16 protein-coding genes, 1 tRNA gene and 2 pseudogenes are annotated in these 17,115 nt (G+C 56.2%); 1 reads left to right on the top strand and 18 read right to left on the bottom strand.

Translation table 11 applies throughout. The features are described 5' to 3' along the window. Window positions 1-25 precede the first annotated feature (25 nt). From KUIN1_RS07945 to KUIN1_RS28345, 3 genes and pseudogenes are all read right to left on the bottom strand, one after another. Window positions 26-1,366, bottom strand: a complete 1,341-nt coding sequence (locus KUIN1_RS07945; protein ID WP_004406102.1) for an amidase family protein — start codon at window positions 1,364-1,366, stop codon at window positions 26-28. Between the two features lie 36 nt (window positions 1,367-1,402). After that, window positions 1,403-3,076 carry a tryptophan 2-monooxygenase gene (iaaM, locus tag KUIN1_RS07940; protein ID WP_004406103.1) on the bottom strand — a complete coding sequence of 558 codons (1,674 nt, stop codon included), beginning with the start codon at window positions 3,074-3,076 and terminating at the stop codon, window positions 1,403-1,405. Between the two features lie 961 nt (window positions 3,077-4,037). Beyond that, window positions 4,038-4,370: pseudogene (locus tag KUIN1_RS28345) on the bottom strand (DUF4113 domain-containing protein); the annotation flags it as partial. Between the two features lie 9 nt (window positions 4,371-4,379). Here KUIN1_RS28345 and KUIN1_RS28550 point away from each other — a divergent pair. Beyond that, a pseudogene (locus KUIN1_RS28550) lies at window positions 4,380-4,490 on the top strand (site-specific integrase); the annotation flags it as partial. 200 nt (window positions 4,491-4,690) lie between these two features. On the opposite strand, the gene KUIN1_RS07930 reads toward KUIN1_RS28550, so the two are convergent. The 15 genes from KUIN1_RS07930 to aspS all read right to left on the bottom strand — a co-directional run bounded on the left by KUIN1_RS07930 (window position 4,691) and on the right by aspS (window position 16,904). Next, window positions 4,691-4,766: transfer RNA gene (locus KUIN1_RS07930), tRNA-Lys, on the bottom strand. Window positions 4,767-4,829: 63 nt separating this feature from the next. Next, on the bottom strand, window positions 4,830-5,519 hold the full coding sequence (gene queC, locus KUIN1_RS07925) for a 7-cyano-7-deazaguanine synthase QueC (protein ID WP_024651784.1): 690 nt from the start codon (window positions 5,517-5,519) through the stop codon (window positions 4,830-4,832). 1 nt (window position 5,520) lies between these two features. Then, a complete protein-coding gene (gene queE / locus KUIN1_RS07920) occupies window positions 5,521-6,168 on the bottom strand; it encodes a 7-carboxy-7-deazaguanine synthase QueE (protein WP_011267001.1) in 648 nt (215 codons plus the stop codon). Between the two features lie 170 nt (window positions 6,169-6,338). Continuing rightward, window positions 6,339-7,157, bottom strand: a complete 819-nt coding sequence (ybgF, locus tag KUIN1_RS07915; protein WP_057449775.1) for a tol-pal system protein YbgF — start codon at window positions 7,155-7,157, stop codon at window positions 6,339-6,341. Window positions 7,158-7,163: 6 nt separating this feature from the next. Further along, window positions 7,164-7,667 carry a peptidoglycan-associated lipoprotein Pal gene (pal, locus tag KUIN1_RS07910; protein WP_003314369.1) on the bottom strand — a complete coding sequence of 168 codons (504 nt, stop codon included), beginning with the start codon at window positions 7,665-7,667 and terminating at the stop codon, window positions 7,164-7,166. A 52-nt stretch (window positions 7,668-7,719) separates the two neighbouring features. After that, window positions 7,720-8,970 carry a Tol-Pal system beta propeller repeat protein TolB gene (tolB, locus tag KUIN1_RS07905; protein WP_218961292.1) on the bottom strand — a complete coding sequence of 417 codons (1,251 nt, stop codon included), beginning with the start codon at window positions 8,968-8,970 and terminating at the stop codon, window positions 7,720-7,722. Between the two features lie 47 nt (window positions 8,971-9,017). Further along, window positions 9,018-10,088 (bottom strand): cell envelope integrity protein TolA, encoded by a 1,071-nt coding sequence (gene tolA / locus KUIN1_RS07900; protein WP_004406115.1) that lies wholly within the window; start codon window positions 10,086-10,088, stop codon window positions 9,018-9,020. Continuing rightward, window positions 10,088-10,552, bottom strand: coding sequence for a protein TolR (gene tolR, locus KUIN1_RS07895; protein WP_002554654.1), 465 nt, complete (start codon window positions 10,550-10,552; stop codon window positions 10,088-10,090). Before tolR ends, tolA begins: the two co-directional genes overlap by 1 nt. A gap of 14 nt (window positions 10,553-10,566) precedes the next feature. Continuing rightward, window positions 10,567-11,262, bottom strand: coding sequence for a protein TolQ (gene tolQ / locus KUIN1_RS07890; protein ID WP_002554655.1), 696 nt, complete (start codon window positions 11,260-11,262; stop codon window positions 10,567-10,569). Continuing rightward, the gene (ybgC, locus tag KUIN1_RS07885) at window positions 11,252-11,719 is read right to left on the bottom strand and encodes a tol-pal system-associated acyl-CoA thioesterase (protein ID WP_004406122.1); all 468 of its coding nucleotides are present in this window, start codon (window positions 11,717-11,719) and stop codon (window positions 11,252-11,254) included. Before ybgC ends, tolQ begins: the two co-directional genes overlap by 11 nt. A 134-nt stretch (window positions 11,720-11,853) precedes the next feature. Next, window positions 11,854-12,915 carry a Holliday junction branch migration DNA helicase RuvB gene (ruvB, locus tag KUIN1_RS07880; RefSeq protein WP_003409396.1) on the bottom strand — a complete coding sequence of 354 codons (1,062 nt, stop codon included), beginning with the start codon at window positions 12,913-12,915 and terminating at the stop codon, window positions 11,854-11,856. Continuing rightward, a complete protein-coding gene (gene ruvA / locus KUIN1_RS07875) occupies window positions 12,916-13,524 on the bottom strand; it encodes a Holliday junction branch migration protein RuvA (RefSeq protein ID WP_004406125.1) in 609 nt (202 codons plus the stop codon). A gap of 85 nt (window positions 13,525-13,609) precedes the next feature. After that, a complete protein-coding gene (gene ruvC / locus KUIN1_RS07870) occupies window positions 13,610-14,134 on the bottom strand; it encodes a crossover junction endodeoxyribonuclease RuvC (protein ID WP_011266999.1) in 525 nt (174 codons plus the stop codon). Between the two features lie 130 nt (window positions 14,135-14,264). Then, window positions 14,265-15,011, bottom strand: a complete 747-nt coding sequence (locus KUIN1_RS07865; protein WP_003339485.1) for a YebC/PmpR family DNA-binding transcriptional regulator — start codon at window positions 15,009-15,011, stop codon at window positions 14,265-14,267. 117 nt (window positions 15,012-15,128) lie between these two features. Further along, complete coding sequence (gene aspS / locus KUIN1_RS07860) at window positions 15,129-16,904, bottom strand: aspartate--tRNA ligase (RefSeq protein ID WP_002554661.1); 1,776 nt, start codon at window positions 16,902-16,904, stop codon at window positions 15,129-15,131. Window positions 16,905-17,115: the final 211 nt, after the last annotated feature.

Below are 17,115 nucleotides of genomic sequence, written 5' to 3'. Positions count from 1 at the left end.
TCAACAAGCGTCGGCAACTGAAACCTCAACCCTTTAATACTTTCTCTATAAGACTCACGTTGCTCAGTAAAAAAGCATCTCGCGCTCTGGGCGCGTCAAAGCTCAAGCCGACCGGCAACCGCCCTTCCGGCCCGACGGGAATCGTTATAGAGGGGAGCATCGCGTTGCTGGCCAGGTCGGTATTGCGAATGGCCTGACTGAAAAACTCTGGTCGGTCAGCATGATCCAGATGAGGTACCCGGCAAGGTACCGTGGGATACCCCAGGAGCTTGATATGATGACGAGCAAATAGCTCATCCATTTTTCTTTTCAACAGCTCGCCATTTTGCAGTGAACTCAAATAGTGAGCCGGTTTTATAGCGCCCTCTCCAAGATGGTGATTGATGATGCCTTTTACGTTGGCATCATCAACCTGCGCAAAAATATGATGGATACCGTGCTTCCAGCCCAAGGAGAGCAATGACTGAGCAAAGTCGGCAAAGAATTCGTAAAGCGGAACGGTGAACGTGAGTGTCTGGTTCAGTTCCACAATATCGGCATCATCAATTTCAACAAACTCGAACCCTGTCTTGCGCAGCAGGCTGAGTGCATTAATGCATGCCCTCTCCACCTCGCCATCCAGATCAGACCACATGGAGACCGGTAGGCCGATTCGACAGGGACCCGTCCTGTTCAGAGGAAAAGACTGCTGCTTGCCTGACAACAGCCCATACACAAATTCGGCGTCGCCTGCTGTTCGTGTCAGTAACCCAACGCAATCCTTTGTATGAGAAACAGGGATAATGCCTGCCGTTGACAAGCGTCCAGTAGTGGGTCTGAAGCCCGTAATGCCGCAAAAAGCCGCCGGTATTCTTATCGAGCCCCCCGTATCGGTCCCCACCGACAGCGGAACGATTCCACTTGCCACTGCGGCGGCACTTCCACCACTACTGCCCCCGGCACAATACCCGGGGGCAACGGGGTTTCCCACGGCTCCCCAATGAGGATTGATGGATGTCACCCCGAAACTAAGTTCGTGCATATTGTTCTTGCCAGCAACCACAGCCCCGAGGGCTTTGAGTTGACTGACAATCGCAGCATCCTGATCAGCTATGAAACCGGACATCCCTCGCGTCCCGGCCGTCAACGGCAGACCGCGAACACAGATATTATCCTTGAAGGAAACTGGCACGCCCCAGAGTGAAGTACCCTTCCTTGCTTGATCAGCCTCGCCAAACTGGCTGACCGCATCGCCCTCGCGTATGAAACAGTTCAAAAGGGTCAAGCGGGCCTCAGTGTCGAGCGCCCGCCCGCGCAGCTCTTCAGCGGCAATCTGTTCATCGGCCAATGCCCGGCACAGCGATTCAAGTGTGATCATTTCGCGCATACTCTTCTCCCTGTATAAGCGCTTCTCTCAGGACTGCTAATAGCGATAGGAGGCGTTAATACAGTCAAGCGGGTTGCCTTCTGACACCTGCCCTCCGGTGCTGCGCAGCACGGCACAGGCACTGTTCAATGCTGTCTGGACAGCACCTTCGATCCACCCTCCGGCAAAAGAGCAACTGCAGCCAGCCAGATAGAGCCCCGTGTCTTTATCGGGACTGTTCGCTGTCATCGGTTGAAAGAACAATCGATGCGAGTAAACATCCTCGCCGGGGTAATTGAGTTTGAAAGCGCCCGCAGAATGGGGATCGGTGAGCCAGTCATGGTGCAATACATACCGCTCATAATCCCCCTCAACAGGCAGGAGATAACTGGCGAACGTCGGATGCATCGCAGCGAGGTCATTAACCAGTACCTGACAACGTGTCTTTTTGTCAGACATCGCCAGCATTTTTTGAGCGTCGTCTTCCCACGTGTAACTGAGCAGAACAACTCCGTGACCATCAGGTTCATCGGGCTGATAATCCAGACAATAGACGCCGCGCACCAAGCCGTCCGACTGGATGGTGGTCGGAAGTTTGTTTTTTATCCAGAATTTAGTACGGGTGAGAATGAAAAGCTTCGATGATCCGGTCAGGTGGGTTTCGCGGACAGCACGAGCGACGTCACGACTCAGGAAGCGCTCGCTGTCCGTGAGGCAATGAATCATTTGCATGGCTCGATTACTGCTAGTGACAATCACTCGATCAAATAAGCCCTGTTCTCCTGCTGTTGTCTGGATGATGATTTTTTCAGAGTCTCTGGAAATGCGGCCTACCCGACTAAAACAAATGCGCTCCCTTAACGTTTTGCCGTCAAATGCCTGATCAGCGAGTCTCGTGGCCAGACTGGATATCCCGTCCGGAATCAGTCGCTGATCACTTTGGTATCCATTGATGACCATCCGGAGTATTTCCGTGAAGCCAGCCTGAAAGACTGGCAGAAAACCACCCGAGCCTATGCCAAGCGAGCCGAACAGCTCAAAGTCTTCAGGGCGAGCCCATTGGTCACCGCCTGGCGGGTGGGGGCCGGTAAAAATACAGACAATCGCGTTGTAGAATGAACAATCTCGGAATACATTGAGCCATCCTTGCCATGCGATCGCTGCCTCTTCAAAACGACCCGACTTGAGCATGGAGGCAATGTCCAGCGGGGCAACTAAAGAACCGCCTTCAAGGAGGTAACCATCGCGCAATAAAGACTGCCACCCCTCATAAACTCGCCTGAATAATGCGGGCGGCTTTTTGCCCGCTGGCCAGTAATAGCGTTTACCACGGTAATGCAGCTCCGTGTCCACCACACCTGGATCCGGAAAGGTGGTCGACGTTGAAATACCAAACTTTTTCAGGTAGTGGAAAAGGCCAGTTGCGCTGGGAGGAAAGCGCATCGCACCCATTTCTGCAATGTAACGTGGACGAGTCTGATCGAACACTTGAGACCATACCCGCCCCCCGATTCGATCACGCGACTCATATAAAACAACGTCCTTGACTCCCGCACGTAATAATTCAGTTGCAGCGACCAGCCCACTGATGCCGGCACCGACTATCGCTACCCGAGGGGTGGGCGTTCCGGATGAATAGCTGCCTATGCCTCCCGTCATCTCACATTTTTTCAGAAAGGGACCGTAGTCGTACAAAATATCAATACTGGGTGAATTAAAATGGTCATCCATAACGTGACGCTATCCTCTTCAACCTGACGTGCTGCCCGGTTACGTTTTTTTAAACTAAAGCTGAAACGGCAGCTGTGCACAGCAGTCGTCAACATCCAAAATTCCTAAACCAATCCCTTCAAACCCTATTAGTCCGCTAAGATTAGTAAGCATTAACGACCGCTGGTCGACCACGCATTGGCTTGCGTATACCGACTTTTTTCGACCTGACCGAATTCCTTAACGCCCCTGCAGACATCAAAGATGAGCCGCCTTAAAGCGGAGCAACATAATCATATACCGAGCGTCCAATCTCTATATAAGGCTGTGGGGAATGAGGCTTTCTAAGGCTGGCGCCCCCGCCCCGCCAACTGCCGAGCTCGCATCGCAATCAGCAATGCACCTATTTCCATAAATAATACTAATACCTTTGCCGCCGAGTTCGCGGTACGATCAGCCGAGCTGAGCGAAAGCCTACGTCGGAGGGTTTAAAGACCCACAGCACTGCCAACTTTCCGCCTGCAAAAGAAGTATATGCCCCAACAGAAAAAGGCAGTCAACATGGCTTTAGTATACATTAAAATACAACGGCATCAATCATGCTATCGCGAAACGGCCTAATCGTCAGAGCTAAAAAATCTGCATCGTTCGGATCCAACATCAGACTTGAATAAAAATTATCCTCTCAAAAGCGACGAGTCAAGCTTTATTATATGAAGACAGCTTTTCCTTCTCACCACCGAAGCGAACTGGTGATATCAATTAGACAGCTGGGTTAGTGATGGATGTACGATGTCAGTTCAATGGAGCTATTAGATGACAATCAGAAATACTAAAATTTCACTAGCGAATGACTGCAAACGTATCACTTTGCGTCTACAAAAAACTGCTCTATCTAAATCTCGATTCGAAGATTTTGACGAAGTAGGCGTGGTAACTCTAGTAACCCAAGTGCATCCGCGCCTTGATCCTTACAGAGCTCTTACAGACTTTTCACCTCCCACAACTGATCGAGCCTGATTGTATAACTCTCACTCATCAGCTCGCGGCGCATAGCCCATTCCGGATTGAAAGGAACACTCCCTGTTCGTAAAGCCCCTCTGCCACAGCGTGTATTGATCTCGTCCAGGCCTCCCATCATCCTCTCCGCAGACGCCAGTTGCGAAGCTGCGAACATGTCATCCGTAAACTCGCCAGGCTGTCGCAGATCCAGCAACAGTACCTCTGCCTTGCTGTACTTGAACTCCGGTCGAAACAAACGATTCACTGCCTCGTTCGCCGCCCTGGTCATCAAGCGCACGTCGTTAGTGGGGTAACCTCCTAATACACGGGCATAATACTTAACGCATTGCTCTGCTTGAGGTATGAGAACGTAGATCCGAGCCAGAGAATAATCGGGGTTAGGGGCGAAACCGAAAAAACCCATCGGGAGTTCAGACGGCTGCTTGTCTGGGTGCACATCACACTCAATCGGTGCTTACTGCCTTCAGCCTCGAAAGACCTGCCAGCTGCCTTACCGATCGTCGCATCAGCCCCATGACGGAAGCCCAGAACCGCTATTCGACCATGACAATCTGCAACGCAAAAAAAAAACCTGGAAATCCGCATTTTCATGGGCCTTCCAGATTTTCGAAATGGTGGGTCGTGTGGGATTCGAACCTACGACCAATTGGTTAAAAGCCAACTGCTCTACCAACTGAGCTAACGACCCTCTGTTGTGTGGCGCGTATATTACTGATTTTTATGAGTAATTCAACACCTTTTTTGAAAAACTTTAAAAATAGCGAGTCGGGTCTGCGATACCGGCAGCGGTAAAGCCCTCGGCGCGCAAGCGGCAGCTGTCGCATTTGCCACAGGCACGGCCTTGGTCGTCAGCCTGGTAGCAGGAAACCGTCAGCGAGTAATCGACCCCCAGCGCAGTGCCTGCCTTGACGATGTCCGACTTGCTCAGATTCTGCAGCGGCGCCCTGATCGTGAAGCCCTGCCCTTCCACACCGGCCTTGGTAGCCAGATTGGCCATGCGCTCGAATGACTCGACAAACTCGGGACGGCAATCCGGATAACCCGAGTAATCCACGGCATTGACGCCAATGAAGATATCCCTCGCGCCAAGGACCTCTGCCCAGCCCAGAGCGAGCGACAGGAAGACGGTGTTGCGTGCCGGTACGTAGGTGACCGGAATGCCTTCAGAAGGCGACTCAGGCACGGCAATGGAGCTGTCGGTCAATGCCGAGCCACCAATACCGTTGAGGTTCAGGCCAATGACCTTGTGCTCCACGGCACCGAGATCACCGGCAACCCGCGCAGCGGCATCCAGCTCGGCGCGATGACGCTGGCCGTAATCGAAGCTCATCGTGTAACAGACGTAACCCTCGGCGCGGGCAATGGCTACGACGGTCGCAGAGTCCAGGCCACCAGACAGGAGGATCACGGCTCTTTTTTCAGTCTTGGTCAATTCACTCATATCAGCGCCCCGGCTCGTCATCCCAAAGAATTTTATGCAACTGCATCTGCAGGCGTACCGGCAGGTTGTCAGCCACGATCCAATCCGCCAGATCACGGCCCTTGAGCTCGTGGTGACTGGCCGAGAACAGAACTTCGCCCGCACGACGATCAAGACCGTACTGGATCAGCTTGGAAACCGCCCAGTCATAATCCTCACGCGAGCAGATCACGAATTTGACCTGATCGTTCGCCGTCAGCAGCTCCATGTTCTCGTAGCGGTTACGCGAGACTTCTTTTGACCCCGGGGTCTTGAGGTCTACGACGCGACTGACACGAGGATCCACCGCCGAGATGTCCAAAGCACCACTGGTCTCCAGCGATACTTCATAGCCCGCGTCGCAAAGACGCTTCAGCAACGCAATGGCATTGGGCTGGGCGAGCGGTTCGCCACCGGTGACGCAGACATAACGAGGGCGATAGGAAGCCACTTGTCCAAGGATGTCGTCCAGCGTCTGAATGGTGCCGCCGCTGAACGCGTAGGCACTGTCGCAGTACTGGCAGCGCAACGGGCAGCCGGTAAGGCGGACAAATACGGTGGGCAGGCCTGCCGTACGGGTTTCACCCTGCAGCGAGTGAAAGATTTCGGTGATGCGTAATGTGTCTTGCATATCAGCCACGGGCGTAACAGCTAAACAGGCCGTCCGCCTCCGTCAGGCACTTCAAGGGACTCGCAATCGCGGAATCCAGAAAAGCGTAAGGTGTACCGGAATTTCGGGTGCGAGATTCTAACGAAAAAAGCCGCGACTAGCGCGGCTTTCTTGATCAGCGGGTCAGCACATCAAAGGCGCTGCAGATCTCGCTGCGCCAATTGTGCAGCTGAAGTGCCCGGATACTGGGCAACGACCTGCTGCAATATGCCTTTTACCTTGTCGGTATGACCCAGACGGCGTTCGACATCAGCCAGCTTGTACAGCGAATCAGGCACCTTGGCATGCTTCGGATACTGCTGACTGACTTTGGCGAACGCCTGACCGGCGCCCTGAAGGTCGCCTTTGGCCAGATTGACTTCACCCAGCCAGTATTGGGCATTGCCCGCATACGAACTGTTTGGGTATTTGCGCAGGAAAGCGGTGAAGGCCTGGCTGGCCTTGTCGAAATCCTTTGCCTTGATCAAATCGAAGGCGGCTTCGTAATAAAGCTTTTCCTTCGCCGGATCAGGAGGCTCGGTGCCTGCTGCCGGTGCCTGCTGAGCCGCGGGGGCCGAAGGCGTCCCGCCGGCGTCGATAGCGCCACCAGCAGGTTGGGAATTATTGGTAGCCGGAGCGGCTGAGCCACTGGCTATACGTTGATCGAGTTCCTGATAACGCTCCAGTGCTTCCTGCTTCATGCGCTGGATGTCATTTTGCTGGACCTCGACAACACCACGCAAACGCGCGATTTCGTCCTGCATTTGCTGCAGCTGCATGAACAGCTGACCTTGTGCCGAGGCAGGGGCCGTAACCCCTCCCCCGGCATAGGCGCCGGACGTGCCATAACCCGCTGGCGGATAACTGCTGCTGCCAGAGCCAGAATTGTTATCGACCACAGGTGCCGCACCCAACGCTGAAAGCGGAAGGGCAAGGGCCAAAACGGTTAGAGCACGTCGGCACGTTCGCATGTCAAATTACTTACGCAGTTCGACGCGACGGTTCTGAGCCCAGGACTGCTCGTCGTTGCCGGTAGCAACTGGACGCTCTTCGCCGTAGGAAACCAGTTCCAGCTGGGCTGGGGAAACACCTTGCAGTACCAGGTAGCGCTGAACGGCTTTCGCACGACGCTCGCCCAGTGCCATGTTGTACTCACGAGTACCACGTTCGTCGGTGTTGCCTTCCAGAACAACGCGAGCGCCGTTAGCTTTCAGGTCTTTGGCGTGCACGTCCAGGGAGCGCATGGCTTCTGGCTTCAGGTCCGAACTGTCGTATTCGAAGTAGAAGGTGGTGATTGCGCGCAGAGCAGCTTCTTCGCTCAGGGAGCCGTCAACAGCACCCGAGTTGGCGCCGTAACCAGCGTTAGGATCAACAGCAGCACCGCCTGCACCGGCATTGTCGCCGCCTTTGGACGAGCAACCTACAGCTACAGCCATGGCCAGAGCCAGCGCAGCAAATTTACCAAACTTCAGCATTTCCATCTTGAAACTCCTAATGAACCCCAGTGTGTTAAGCAAATCGTGTAGCGCCGCGTCAGTTCAGGTAAGGGGACCAGGAAGGTTCTCTGACTTCGCCTTGAGCGGTAGGAAGCGGGAGCCTTACGCGTCCGTTAATGGACACGAGCATCAAGACTCCCCGGCCCTGCTGGCGGGTGGCGTAGATTACCATGGTGCCGTTGGGCGCAACAGTAGGCGACTCATCAAGGTTGCTATCTGTGAGGATTTTTACGCTACCGCGGGCCAAATCCTGCACTGCCACCTTGAAATTAGTGAAGCCGTCCTGCCGGTGAATCATTACCAGCGTCTTTTCATCGGCTGACAATTTCGGGTTGGCGTTGTAGTTACCCACGAACGTCACGCGTTCGGCACCGCCGCCATTGATATTGGTCTTGTAGATCTGTGGCTTGCCGCCACGGTCCGACGTGAAGTATAGCGTAGACCCGTCCTTGCCGAAGAAAGGTTCAGTATCAATCGAAGAATCGTTGGTCACGCGGCTCAATTGACGCGACGCCAGATTGATTACATAGATCTCCGGGTTGCCGTCCTTGGACAGTACGAATGCCAGCTTGCTGCCATCCGGCGACCAGGCAGGCGCGCCGTTCAGGCCTTCGAAGTTGGTAATCTGTTCGCGACGACCGGTGTCGATGTGCTGAACGAAGATGCGTGGACGCTTCTGTTCGAACGAGACATAGGCAATACGTTTGCCGTCCGGCGCAAAACGCGGCGACAGGATTGGCTCACGGGATTGCAACAGGGTTACTGCACGAGCACCGTCGTAATCCGAACGCTGCAAGGTGTAACGCGTGTTGTTTTCCGAGAAGCGTTCGGCCGTCACGTAAAGCATACGAGTGGAAAACGCACCCTTGATACCGGTGAGCTTCTCGAACGACTGGTCGGCAATGTAGTGCGCCATGTCGCGCAACTGATCATTGGTACCCGACACGTTACCGGTCAGCACCTGCTGCTCGGTGGCCACGTTGAACAGCGCGTACTGGATCTGCAGACGTCCGCCGGCAGGCGTGATGTTGCCGACCATGACGTACTGGGCACCCAGCGCTTTCCAGTCACGGAAGATGACTTCGCTGGCCTGGGTCGGCAAGCTGATCATGTTCTGCTTCGGGATCGGCGCGTAGTAACCGGAGTTGCGCAGATCGTTGCTTATGATTTCGGCCATGTCTTCAGGCAGAACGCTACCGCCCTGCCATCCGAAAGGCACAACAGCGATTGGCGCTGCGCGGTCACTGCCGCTGGTGACCAGAATGTTCTTTTCTTCTGCCGACACCATTGCGGATGCGAAACAGAGAACGACCAGCAGTCCTCGAAAAAGGTTGATCACAAGGCTAGATCTCCAGGTGTGAATGTCATCTTGAATGAACGATAGGGCGCGAAGTCAGCCGGCTTCAGACCCTGCATTTCTGTCAAACGTCCAATGTTCTTCACCGCAGCAACCGCAGAGCTGTCAAACGGTCCGTCACCACTGGATTTGGCAATCGATACAGAAGCAATCGTACCGTCCGGCAACATCCCGATCTGCAACGTTACCGACATGTTGTTACGTGCCGATGGTGGACGACTCCAGCCTTCCGAAGCCCTTACACGAATCAGGTCATCGAAACTGCCAGCCGTTTCATCGCCCCGCTCGTCAGCCAAAGCCTGTTGCCGCTCCGGTTTATCGGACAGCAAATCGGCCAGTGCCTGCGCCTTCTTGTCTTCAGCGGATTTACGGGCTGCTTCCTGCGCCTTCTTGGCGGAATCGGCAGCGGCTTTTTTCTTCGCGTCCTCGGCAGCCTTTTTCTTGGCGTCTTCTGCGGCCTTTTTCTTGGCCTCATCAGCAGCCTGTTTCTTGGCTTCCTCGGCAGCAGCTTTCTTGGCGTCTTCTTCGGCTTTTTTCTTCGCCTCGTCTTCGGCCTTCTTCTTGGCTATATCAGCCAGCTGCTTCTCTTCAAGCTTTTTGGCGTCGGCAACCTTCTTGGCTTCATCGGCTTTCTTGGCATCGTCAGCCTTTTTGGCCTCTTCTGCTTTCTGTTCGGCCTTTTTGGCTTCGTCGGCTGCTTTCTGCTCTTCGGCTTTTTGAGCAGACTCTTCTTTCTTTTGTTCCGCAGCTTTTACAGCTTCCTGTTTTTGCTGCTCGATCTTTTTCTGCTCCAGCTGTTCGACTTCTGTTTGTCGCGCAGCGGTTTTCTTCGCCTCACCGGCAATCTTCTGGTTGGTCTGGGTAGTGGCCTGGCTCTTGGACTTGAGCTGATAGAGCGTTGCCTGAACGATAGGCTTGGCTTCGGGCAGATCCGGAGTCATGGCAAAGCTGACGAACAGCATGCCGAAAATCAGAATATGCAATGCCACGGCCCAGACACTGGGCCAGAAGTAGCTTTCCGAGGCGGACGGCTCTCGAATCGGCTGCATCAGGGTGCCTCGGTAATCAAGCCAACATTCCCGACCCCAGCCTTCTGCAGCCCGCCCATCGTGCCCATGACCGAGCCGTAATCGACGGTCTTGTCACCACGAATGAAAACCTGCGTCTGCTTGCCTGCGTCACGACCGGCAGCGACGATCTTGGTCACTGCGGCAGTCAGCTGTGGCAGGGTCATTGCCTTGTCCATCTGCTTGTCGGTATCGACTTCGCTGCCAAGGTTCCAGTAATAGGTCTTGTCAGCCTTGATCGAAATGGTCAGGACCTGATTGTTGTTGTCTTGCGGCAAAGCCTCGCTGGAGACCTTGGGCAAGTCGACTTTCACGCCCTGGTTGATCATGGGAGCCGTCACCATGAAAATCACGAGCAACACCAGCATCACGTCGATGTAGGGCACTACGTTCATTTCGGCGACCGGCTTGCGTTTTCTGCGACGATCTCGAGCGATTAAAGCCATGGGGAATTACCTGCTCACTCTTCGCTGGTGTGCACTTTACGGTGCAGGATGGCCTGGAACTCGTCAGCAAACGTGTAGTAACGGCTGATCAAGGTCTCACTGCGCGCGGCGAAACGGTTGTAGGCAATAACGGCCGGAATGGCTGCAAACAGGCCGATGGCCGTTGCAATCAATGCTTCGGCAATACCCGGTGCCACGGTAGCCAGTGTTGCCTGCTGTGCAGTCGCCAGACCGCGGAAGGAGTTCATGATCCCCCAGACAGTACCGAACAGACCGACATAAGGACTGGTAGAGCCCACGGTCGCCAGATACGGCAGACCGGCTTCGAGTTTCTCTTCCTCGCGGGAGATGGCAACACGCATGGCGCGCGCCACACCTTCCATGACCGCATCAGGATCGACGCCGGACTGCTGACGCAGACGCGAGAACTCCTTGAAACCGGCACGGAAGATCTGCTCGACGCCCGAATCCGGATCGGGGTTGCTGCCCGCCTGACGGTACAGCTTGGACAGATCGATACCCGACCAGAAACGCTCTTCAAAGCTGTCCAGCGCACGTCGACCTGCGCGCAGCATGTTGCTGCGCTGAAAAATCACGATCCACGAAGTGACCGAAGCAGCTACCAGAATCAGCATTACCAACTGAACAACAATGCTGGCATTGCTGACCAAACTCCACATGGAGGAATGGTCGACGACGTTAGCTTCCACGCTTTATCTCCTGCTCTGAATGTATGCCCGCGCCGCTCTGGTCGGCGAAGGCCGCTCGCAGAGCTTCGGGAATGGCCCGGGGTTTAAAACTATCGGCGCGCACGCACGCCACCAGGAACTGCCCTTCACAGAGCAGCGTTGCATCCGACGCCCGCCTGATCTGCTGTTTAAAGCGCAGGCTGACGCGATTCAATTCGGTTACTTCTGCACTGACGAGCAACTCGTCATCCAGCCGCGCCGGCTGGTGATAACGAGCCTCACTGGAGTGCACGACAAATAAAAGGTTTTCCTGCGCCAGTTCGGATTGGGCAAAGCCCAATTCCCGTAGCCGCTCGGTACGAGCCCGCTCCATGAATTTCAGATAATTGACGTAGTAGACGATGCCGCCGGCATCGGTGTCCTCGTAATAAACGCGACAGCGATGTGCGAACGACTGAACCCCGTTTTGCGCGCGCATACTCTAGAGCTTACTCCTCAGGTTGCCAATCGGGTCAGGCAACTGTTTTTCAACGATTTGCCACTTAGTTACTGGTATCGGCGGCAGGACTGGCAATGTGACCACAGAGACCGCAAATAAATTGCAAGCCATTGCTATAAATCCACGGGCTCGTCGCCGAAATCGTCCGGTACCGGTATCTCGCCCATCCTCGACGGGATATTCAGGCCGAAATGCAGATACGCATGCCGGGTCACCACACGCCCCCGAGGTGTGCGCATGATATAGCCTTGCTGGATCAAATAGGGCTCGAGTACGTCTTCGATCGTATGACGCTCTTCGCTGATGGCCGCCGCCAGGCTGTCCACGCCCACCGGACCACCGTCGAACTTCTCGATCATGGTCAGCAGCAAACGCCGGTCCTGATGATCGAAGCCGTGCTCGTCGACGTCCAGCAGGTTGAGGGCCTTATCGGCTGTCTGCCGGGTAATCTGCCCATTGCCACGCACTTCGGCAAAATCCCGTACGCGACGCAACAGGCGGTTGGCGATACGCGGCGTGCCACGGGCGCGCCTGGCGATCTCGAAAGCGCCTTGCGGCTCGATGACCAACCCCAGAATGCCTGCCGAGCGCGACACGATCGTGGAAAGATCGGCGATGTTGTAAAACTCGAGTCGCTGCACGATGCCGAAGCGGTCGCGCAGCGGATTGGTCAGCATGCCGGCTCGAGTGGTCGCACCGACCAGCGTGAACGGCGGCAGATCAAGCTTGATCGAGCGCGCTGCCGGGCCTTCACCGATCATGATGTCGAGCTGGAAGTCTTCCATTGCCGGGTACAGCACTTCCTCGACGATCGGCGACAGACGATGGATCTCGTCGATGAACAGCACGTCATTGGGTTCAAGGTTGGTCAGGATCGCTGCCAGATCGCCGGGCCGCTCGAGGACCGGGCCGGACGTACTCTTGATCGACACGCCCATTTCCTGAGCGATGATGTTGGCGAGCGTGGTCTTGCCCAGACCGGGCGGACCGAAGATCAGCGTGTGATCCAGCGCTTCGCTGCGACCACGGGCAGCCTGGATGAACAACTCCATCTGCTCGCGTACGGTCGGCTGGCCGATGTAATCCGCAAGGCTCAGTGGCCGAATCGCGCGGTCCATCTGTTCATCACGATCACGGCCACCAGTGGCAGTTATCAGACGGTCGGCGTCTATCACTTAACCCATCCCCTTCAACGCACGGCGAATCAGATCCGCACTGCTCAAATCTTTTTCCTTGATGGCGGAGACAGCCTTGCTCGCCTCCTGAGGTTTGTAGCCCAGCGAAATCAGTGCGCTGACCGCATCGGACTCTGCCGATGCCACAGGCTCAGCCTGATTGGGACCATTGGAAACCAGCGTAAAGGTGCCTGGCAAGGCCTCCCAGGCCTTGAAACGATCCTTGAGCTCGACCAGCAGCCGCTCGGCAGTCTTCTTGCCCACACCGGGGATACGCGTCAGCGCCGACGTGTCCTGCGCCTGTACGCAACGTACCAGCTCATCGACTTCCAGACCGGACATCAGCGCCAGTGCCAGCTTGGGGCCGACGCCATTGAGCCGGATCAGCTCACGAAACAGTTCGCGCTCGCGTTTTTCGTAGAAGCCGTACAAAAGGTGCGCGTCCTCGCGGACCACCAGGTGGGTGTGCAAAGTCACCGTCTCGCCAACATGCGGCAGCCGGTACAGGGTGGTCATCGGCACTTCCACCTCATAGCCGACACCGTTGACATCCAGCACCAGATGCGGAGGCTGCTTTTCGGCGAGAGAGCCGCGTAAACGTCCAATCACGTTTCAGATCCTTTCGTGTTGCCTGTCGCTCGCGCGAAGAAGTTGAACACCGTCATCATAGAAAATAAGCGGACATATAATGCCTCTAGAGCCGCAAGCGGCCGCCGCGACTGCGCGCAGTGCCCAAGCCGTGAGGAATCAGACTGGAACGCGTATGCGCGTGGCACAGGGCGATGGCAAGGGCATCGGACGCATCGATTTGCGGCTTCTGGGTCAGCTTGAGCAGGTGCATGACCATCATCATCACCTGTTCCTTATTGGCACCGCCGGTTCCTGCAACTGCCTGCTTGACCTGGGTTGCGGTGTATTCTGCAATTTCCAGCGCCTCTTCGGCACCCGCCACGATGGCTGCGCCCCTGGCCTGCCCCAGCTTCAATGCCGAATCGGCGTTACGCGCCATGAAAACCTTTTCGATGCCCATCGTCACTGGTTCGTAGGTCTTGATGACTTCCCGCACACCGCGATAAACGATCTGCAAACGCTCATGCAGCTCGCCGCTGCCGGTGCGGATGCAGCCCGACGCGACATAGACACAGCCGCGCCCGGTGTCGCGTACCACGCCATAGCCGGTGATTCGCGAACCGGGATCGATACCAAGAATAAGAGTCATAACGCCTGCAGCTTGAGGAAGTCACGCAAAACAATAGGTGCAGCATAAAGGCAGAAGCCGGGGGCCGATAGCTGCGCGTTGCTCACAGCTTCGTTCCCCCGGCTTCCGACCTGGTGTTACCTGCAAGCGATCAGCCCAGTTGCTCCATCACTTCGTCCGGGATCTCCGCATTTGAATACACGTTCTGCACGTCATCCAGGTCTTCGAGCATATCAATCAGCTTGAGTACCTTTTCAGCGGTTTCCAGATCAAGCACGGCACTGGTGGTCGGCAGCATGACAATCTCTGCGTCTGCAGCCTTGAAACCCGCAGCCTCCAATGCGTTACGCACTGCATAAAACCCGGAGAACGATGTGAACACATCGATCGAGCCGTCTTCGTTGGTCACGACATCGTCAGCATCAGCCTCCATGGCAGCCTCGATCAGCGAATCCTCATCGACCCCGGCAGCGAAGGAGATCTGCCCCTTGCGATCGAACAGGTAGGCAACAGAGCCGTCGGTGCCGAGATTGCCGCCGCATTTGGTGAATGCATGGCGCACAGCCGCCGCGGTACGGTTGCGGTTGTCGGTCATGGTTTCGACCATGATCGCCACGCCGCCCGGACCGTAGCCCTCGTAACCCAGCTCCTCGACATCATCACCGTCGGAGGCCCCTACCCCTCGCGCCACCGCACGATCAATGGTGTCACGGGTCATGTTCGCACCAAGCGCCTTGTCCAGCGCCAGACGCAGACGCGGGTTGGAACCGGGATCACCGCCCCCCTGACGCGCAGCAACGGTCAGCTCACGGATCCACTTGGTGAAAATCTTGCCTTTTTTGGCATCCTGACGCTCTTTGCGGTGCTTGATGTTCGCCCACTTAGAATGACCTGCCATTTTTCGCTCCAGATTCTTTTTGAAACACCTTCACCTTTCGCCCTGAACAGACGGGCAAAAAGCTTCACTCAATAAGGGGTAAATGCAGGGCGCATCATTGATACGCCCTGCCCGGCATCACTCGGCCTTTGGCTGCTCGCGCAGACGGATGTGCAGCTCGCGCAACGCTTTGGCATCGACAACGCCAGGCGCCTGGGTCATGACATCGGCCGCGCTCTGGGTTTTCGGGAACGCGATCACTTCACGAATCGATTGCGCGCCGGTCATCAGCATTACCAGACGGTCCAGACCGAAAGCCAGACCACCGTGCGGTGGCGCACCATATTTCAAGGCATCGAGCAGGAAGCCGAACTTCTCCTGCTGCTCGTCTTCGGCAATGCCCAGCAGACGGAAGACCGCCTGTTGCATTTCCTTGCGATGGATACGGATCGAACCGCCGCCCAGCTCGGTGCCGTTGAGCACCATGTCGTAGGCACGGGACAGCGCGGTCGCCGGGTTGGCTTCCAGCTCTTCAGGGGTGCACTTGGGTGCCGTGAAGGGGTGGTGCAACGCGGTGAAGCTGCCGTCGTCGTTTTCTTCGAACATCGGGAAGTCAACGACCCACATCGGTGCCCACTCGCAAGTGTGCAGCTTGAGGTCATTACCGATCTTGATGCGCAGCGCGCCAAGGGCCTCGCTGACGATCTTGAACTTGTCCGCACCGAAGAAGACGATGTCGCCATCAACCGCACCAACGCGATCGAGGATGACGTTCAGGTTGTCTTCCGGGATGAACTTGACGATCGGCGACTGCAAGCCTTCCGGCCCCTTCGCGCGCTCGTTGACCTTGATGTAGGCCAGCCCCTTGGCACCATAGATGCTGACGAACTTGGTGTAGTCGTCGATCTGGCTGCGCGCCATGCTGGCGGCGCCCGGTACACGCAGTGCGGCAACGCGCCCCTTGGGGTCGTTGGCCGGGCCGCTGAACACCTTGAATTCCACGCCGGTGAGCTGATCGGCAACATCCACCAGTTCCAGCGGGTTGCGCAGGTCCGGTTTGTCGGAACCGTAGCGGCGCATGGCCTCTTCAAAGGTCATGTGCGGGAAATCACCGAACTCCAGGTCCAGGACTTCCTTGAACAACTGACGAACCATCTTCTCGGTCAGACCGATGATGTCCTCTTCATTGAGGAAGCTGGTTTCGATGTCGATCTGGGTGAATTCCGGCTGACGGTCGGCACGCAGGTCCTCGTCGCGGAAGCACTTGGCGATCTGGTAGTAACGATCGAAGCCGGCGACCATCAGCAGTTGCTTGAACAGCTGAGGCGATTGCGGCAGGGCGAAGAAGCTGCCCGGGTGTGTGCGGCTTGGAACCAGATAGTCGCGAGCGCCTTCTGGTGTGGCGCGGGTCAGGATCGGCGTCTCGACGTCGAGGAAGCCGTTGTCATCCAGATAGCGACGGATACTGGTAGTGATACGCGAACGCAGACGCAGCTTCTCGGCCATTTCCGGACGGCGCAGGTCGATGAAGCGATAGCGCAGGCGTGTTTCCTCGCCGACGTCGGAATACTCATTCAGAGGGAACGGCGGCGTTTCGGACTCGTTCAACACCTCGAGCTCGTAACCCAGAACCTCGATGGCGCCTGACGCCATGTTCGCATTCACGGCACCTGCCGGACGAGCACGAACCTTGCCCACGACCTTGACCACGTACTCGCTGCGCACGCGATCAGCGGCAGCGAAACTGTCGGCCCGATCAGGGTCGAACACGACTTGAGCCATGCCTTCACGGTCGCGGATATCGAGGAAGATAACGCCCCCGTGGTCACGACGACGGTGGACCCATCCGCAAAGGGTAATTTCCTGGCCTTCCAGACTCTCGTTCAGTTGGCCGCAATAATGGCTGCGCATCATGATGGTGTTTTCACTTCTCGTAATTCGAATTCGGTGGCGATTTCGCTCCTGGCTTGCGCTCAGAGGTACAAGGCACCGGCACAAGGCCAAAGCCAGCCCTGACCCACGCAGAGTCACGCCCGCTAGCAAGACGGAGGATTATATAGAGTTAATTGGCACCGTGCAGCCGGACGAACCTATTAACGACCGGATAAGTTCGTGACCACCCCGC

Source organism: Pseudomonas sp. KUIN-1, from assembly GCF_009176725.1.
Classification (GTDB): Bacteria; Pseudomonadota; Gammaproteobacteria; order Pseudomonadales; family Pseudomonadaceae; genus Aquipseudomonas; species Aquipseudomonas fragariae.
The sequence above is the reverse complement of the archived record's forward strand: the minus strand, read 5'-3'. Positions and strand labels throughout refer to the sequence as shown.

Coding starts and splice junctions, on each gene's coding strand:
- KUIN1_RS07865 (WP_003339485.1), bottom strand. CDS start 15,011: ATGGCAGGTCATTCTAAGTGGGCGAACATCAAGCACCGCAAAGAGCGT.
- ybgC (WP_004406122.1), bottom strand. CDS start 11,719: ATGCGCGCGCAAAACGGGGTTCAGTCGTTCGCACATCGCTGTCGCGTT.
- tolR (WP_002554654.1), bottom strand. CDS start 10,552: ATGGCTTTAATCGCTCGAGATCGTCGCAGAAAACGCAAGCCGGTCGCC.
- KUIN1_RS07945 (WP_004406102.1), bottom strand. CDS start 1,366: ATGCGCGAAATGATCACACTTGAATCGCTGTGCCGGGCATTGGCCGAT.
- iaaM (WP_004406103.1), bottom strand. CDS start 3,076: ATGGATGACCATTTTAATTCACCCAGTATTGATATTTTGTACGACTAC.
- queE (WP_011267001.1), bottom strand. CDS start 6,168: ATGCAAGACACATTACGCATCACCGAAATCTTTCACTCGCTGCAGGGT.
- queC (WP_024651784.1), bottom strand. CDS start 5,519: ATGAGTGAATTGACCAAGACTGAAAAAAGAGCCGTGATCCTCCTGTCT.
- pal (WP_003314369.1), bottom strand. CDS start 7,667: ATGGAAATGCTGAAGTTTGGTAAATTTGCTGCGCTGGCTCTGGCCATG.
- tolA (WP_004406115.1), bottom strand. CDS start 10,088: ATGCAGCCGATTCGAGAGCCGTCCGCCTCGGAAAGCTACTTCTGGCCC.
- tolB (WP_218961292.1), bottom strand. CDS start 8,970: ATGGTGTCGGCAGAAGAAAAGAACATTCTGGTCACCAGCGGCAGTGAC.
- aspS (WP_002554661.1), bottom strand. CDS start 16,904: ATGATGCGCAGCCATTATTGCGGCCAACTGAACGAGAGTCTGGAAGGC.
- ybgF (WP_057449775.1), bottom strand. CDS start 7,157: ATGCGAACGTGCCGACGTGCTCTAACCGTTTTGGCCCTTGCCCTTCCG.
- ruvC (WP_011266999.1), bottom strand. CDS start 14,134: ATGACTCTTATTCTTGGTATCGATCCCGGTTCGCGAATCACCGGCTAT.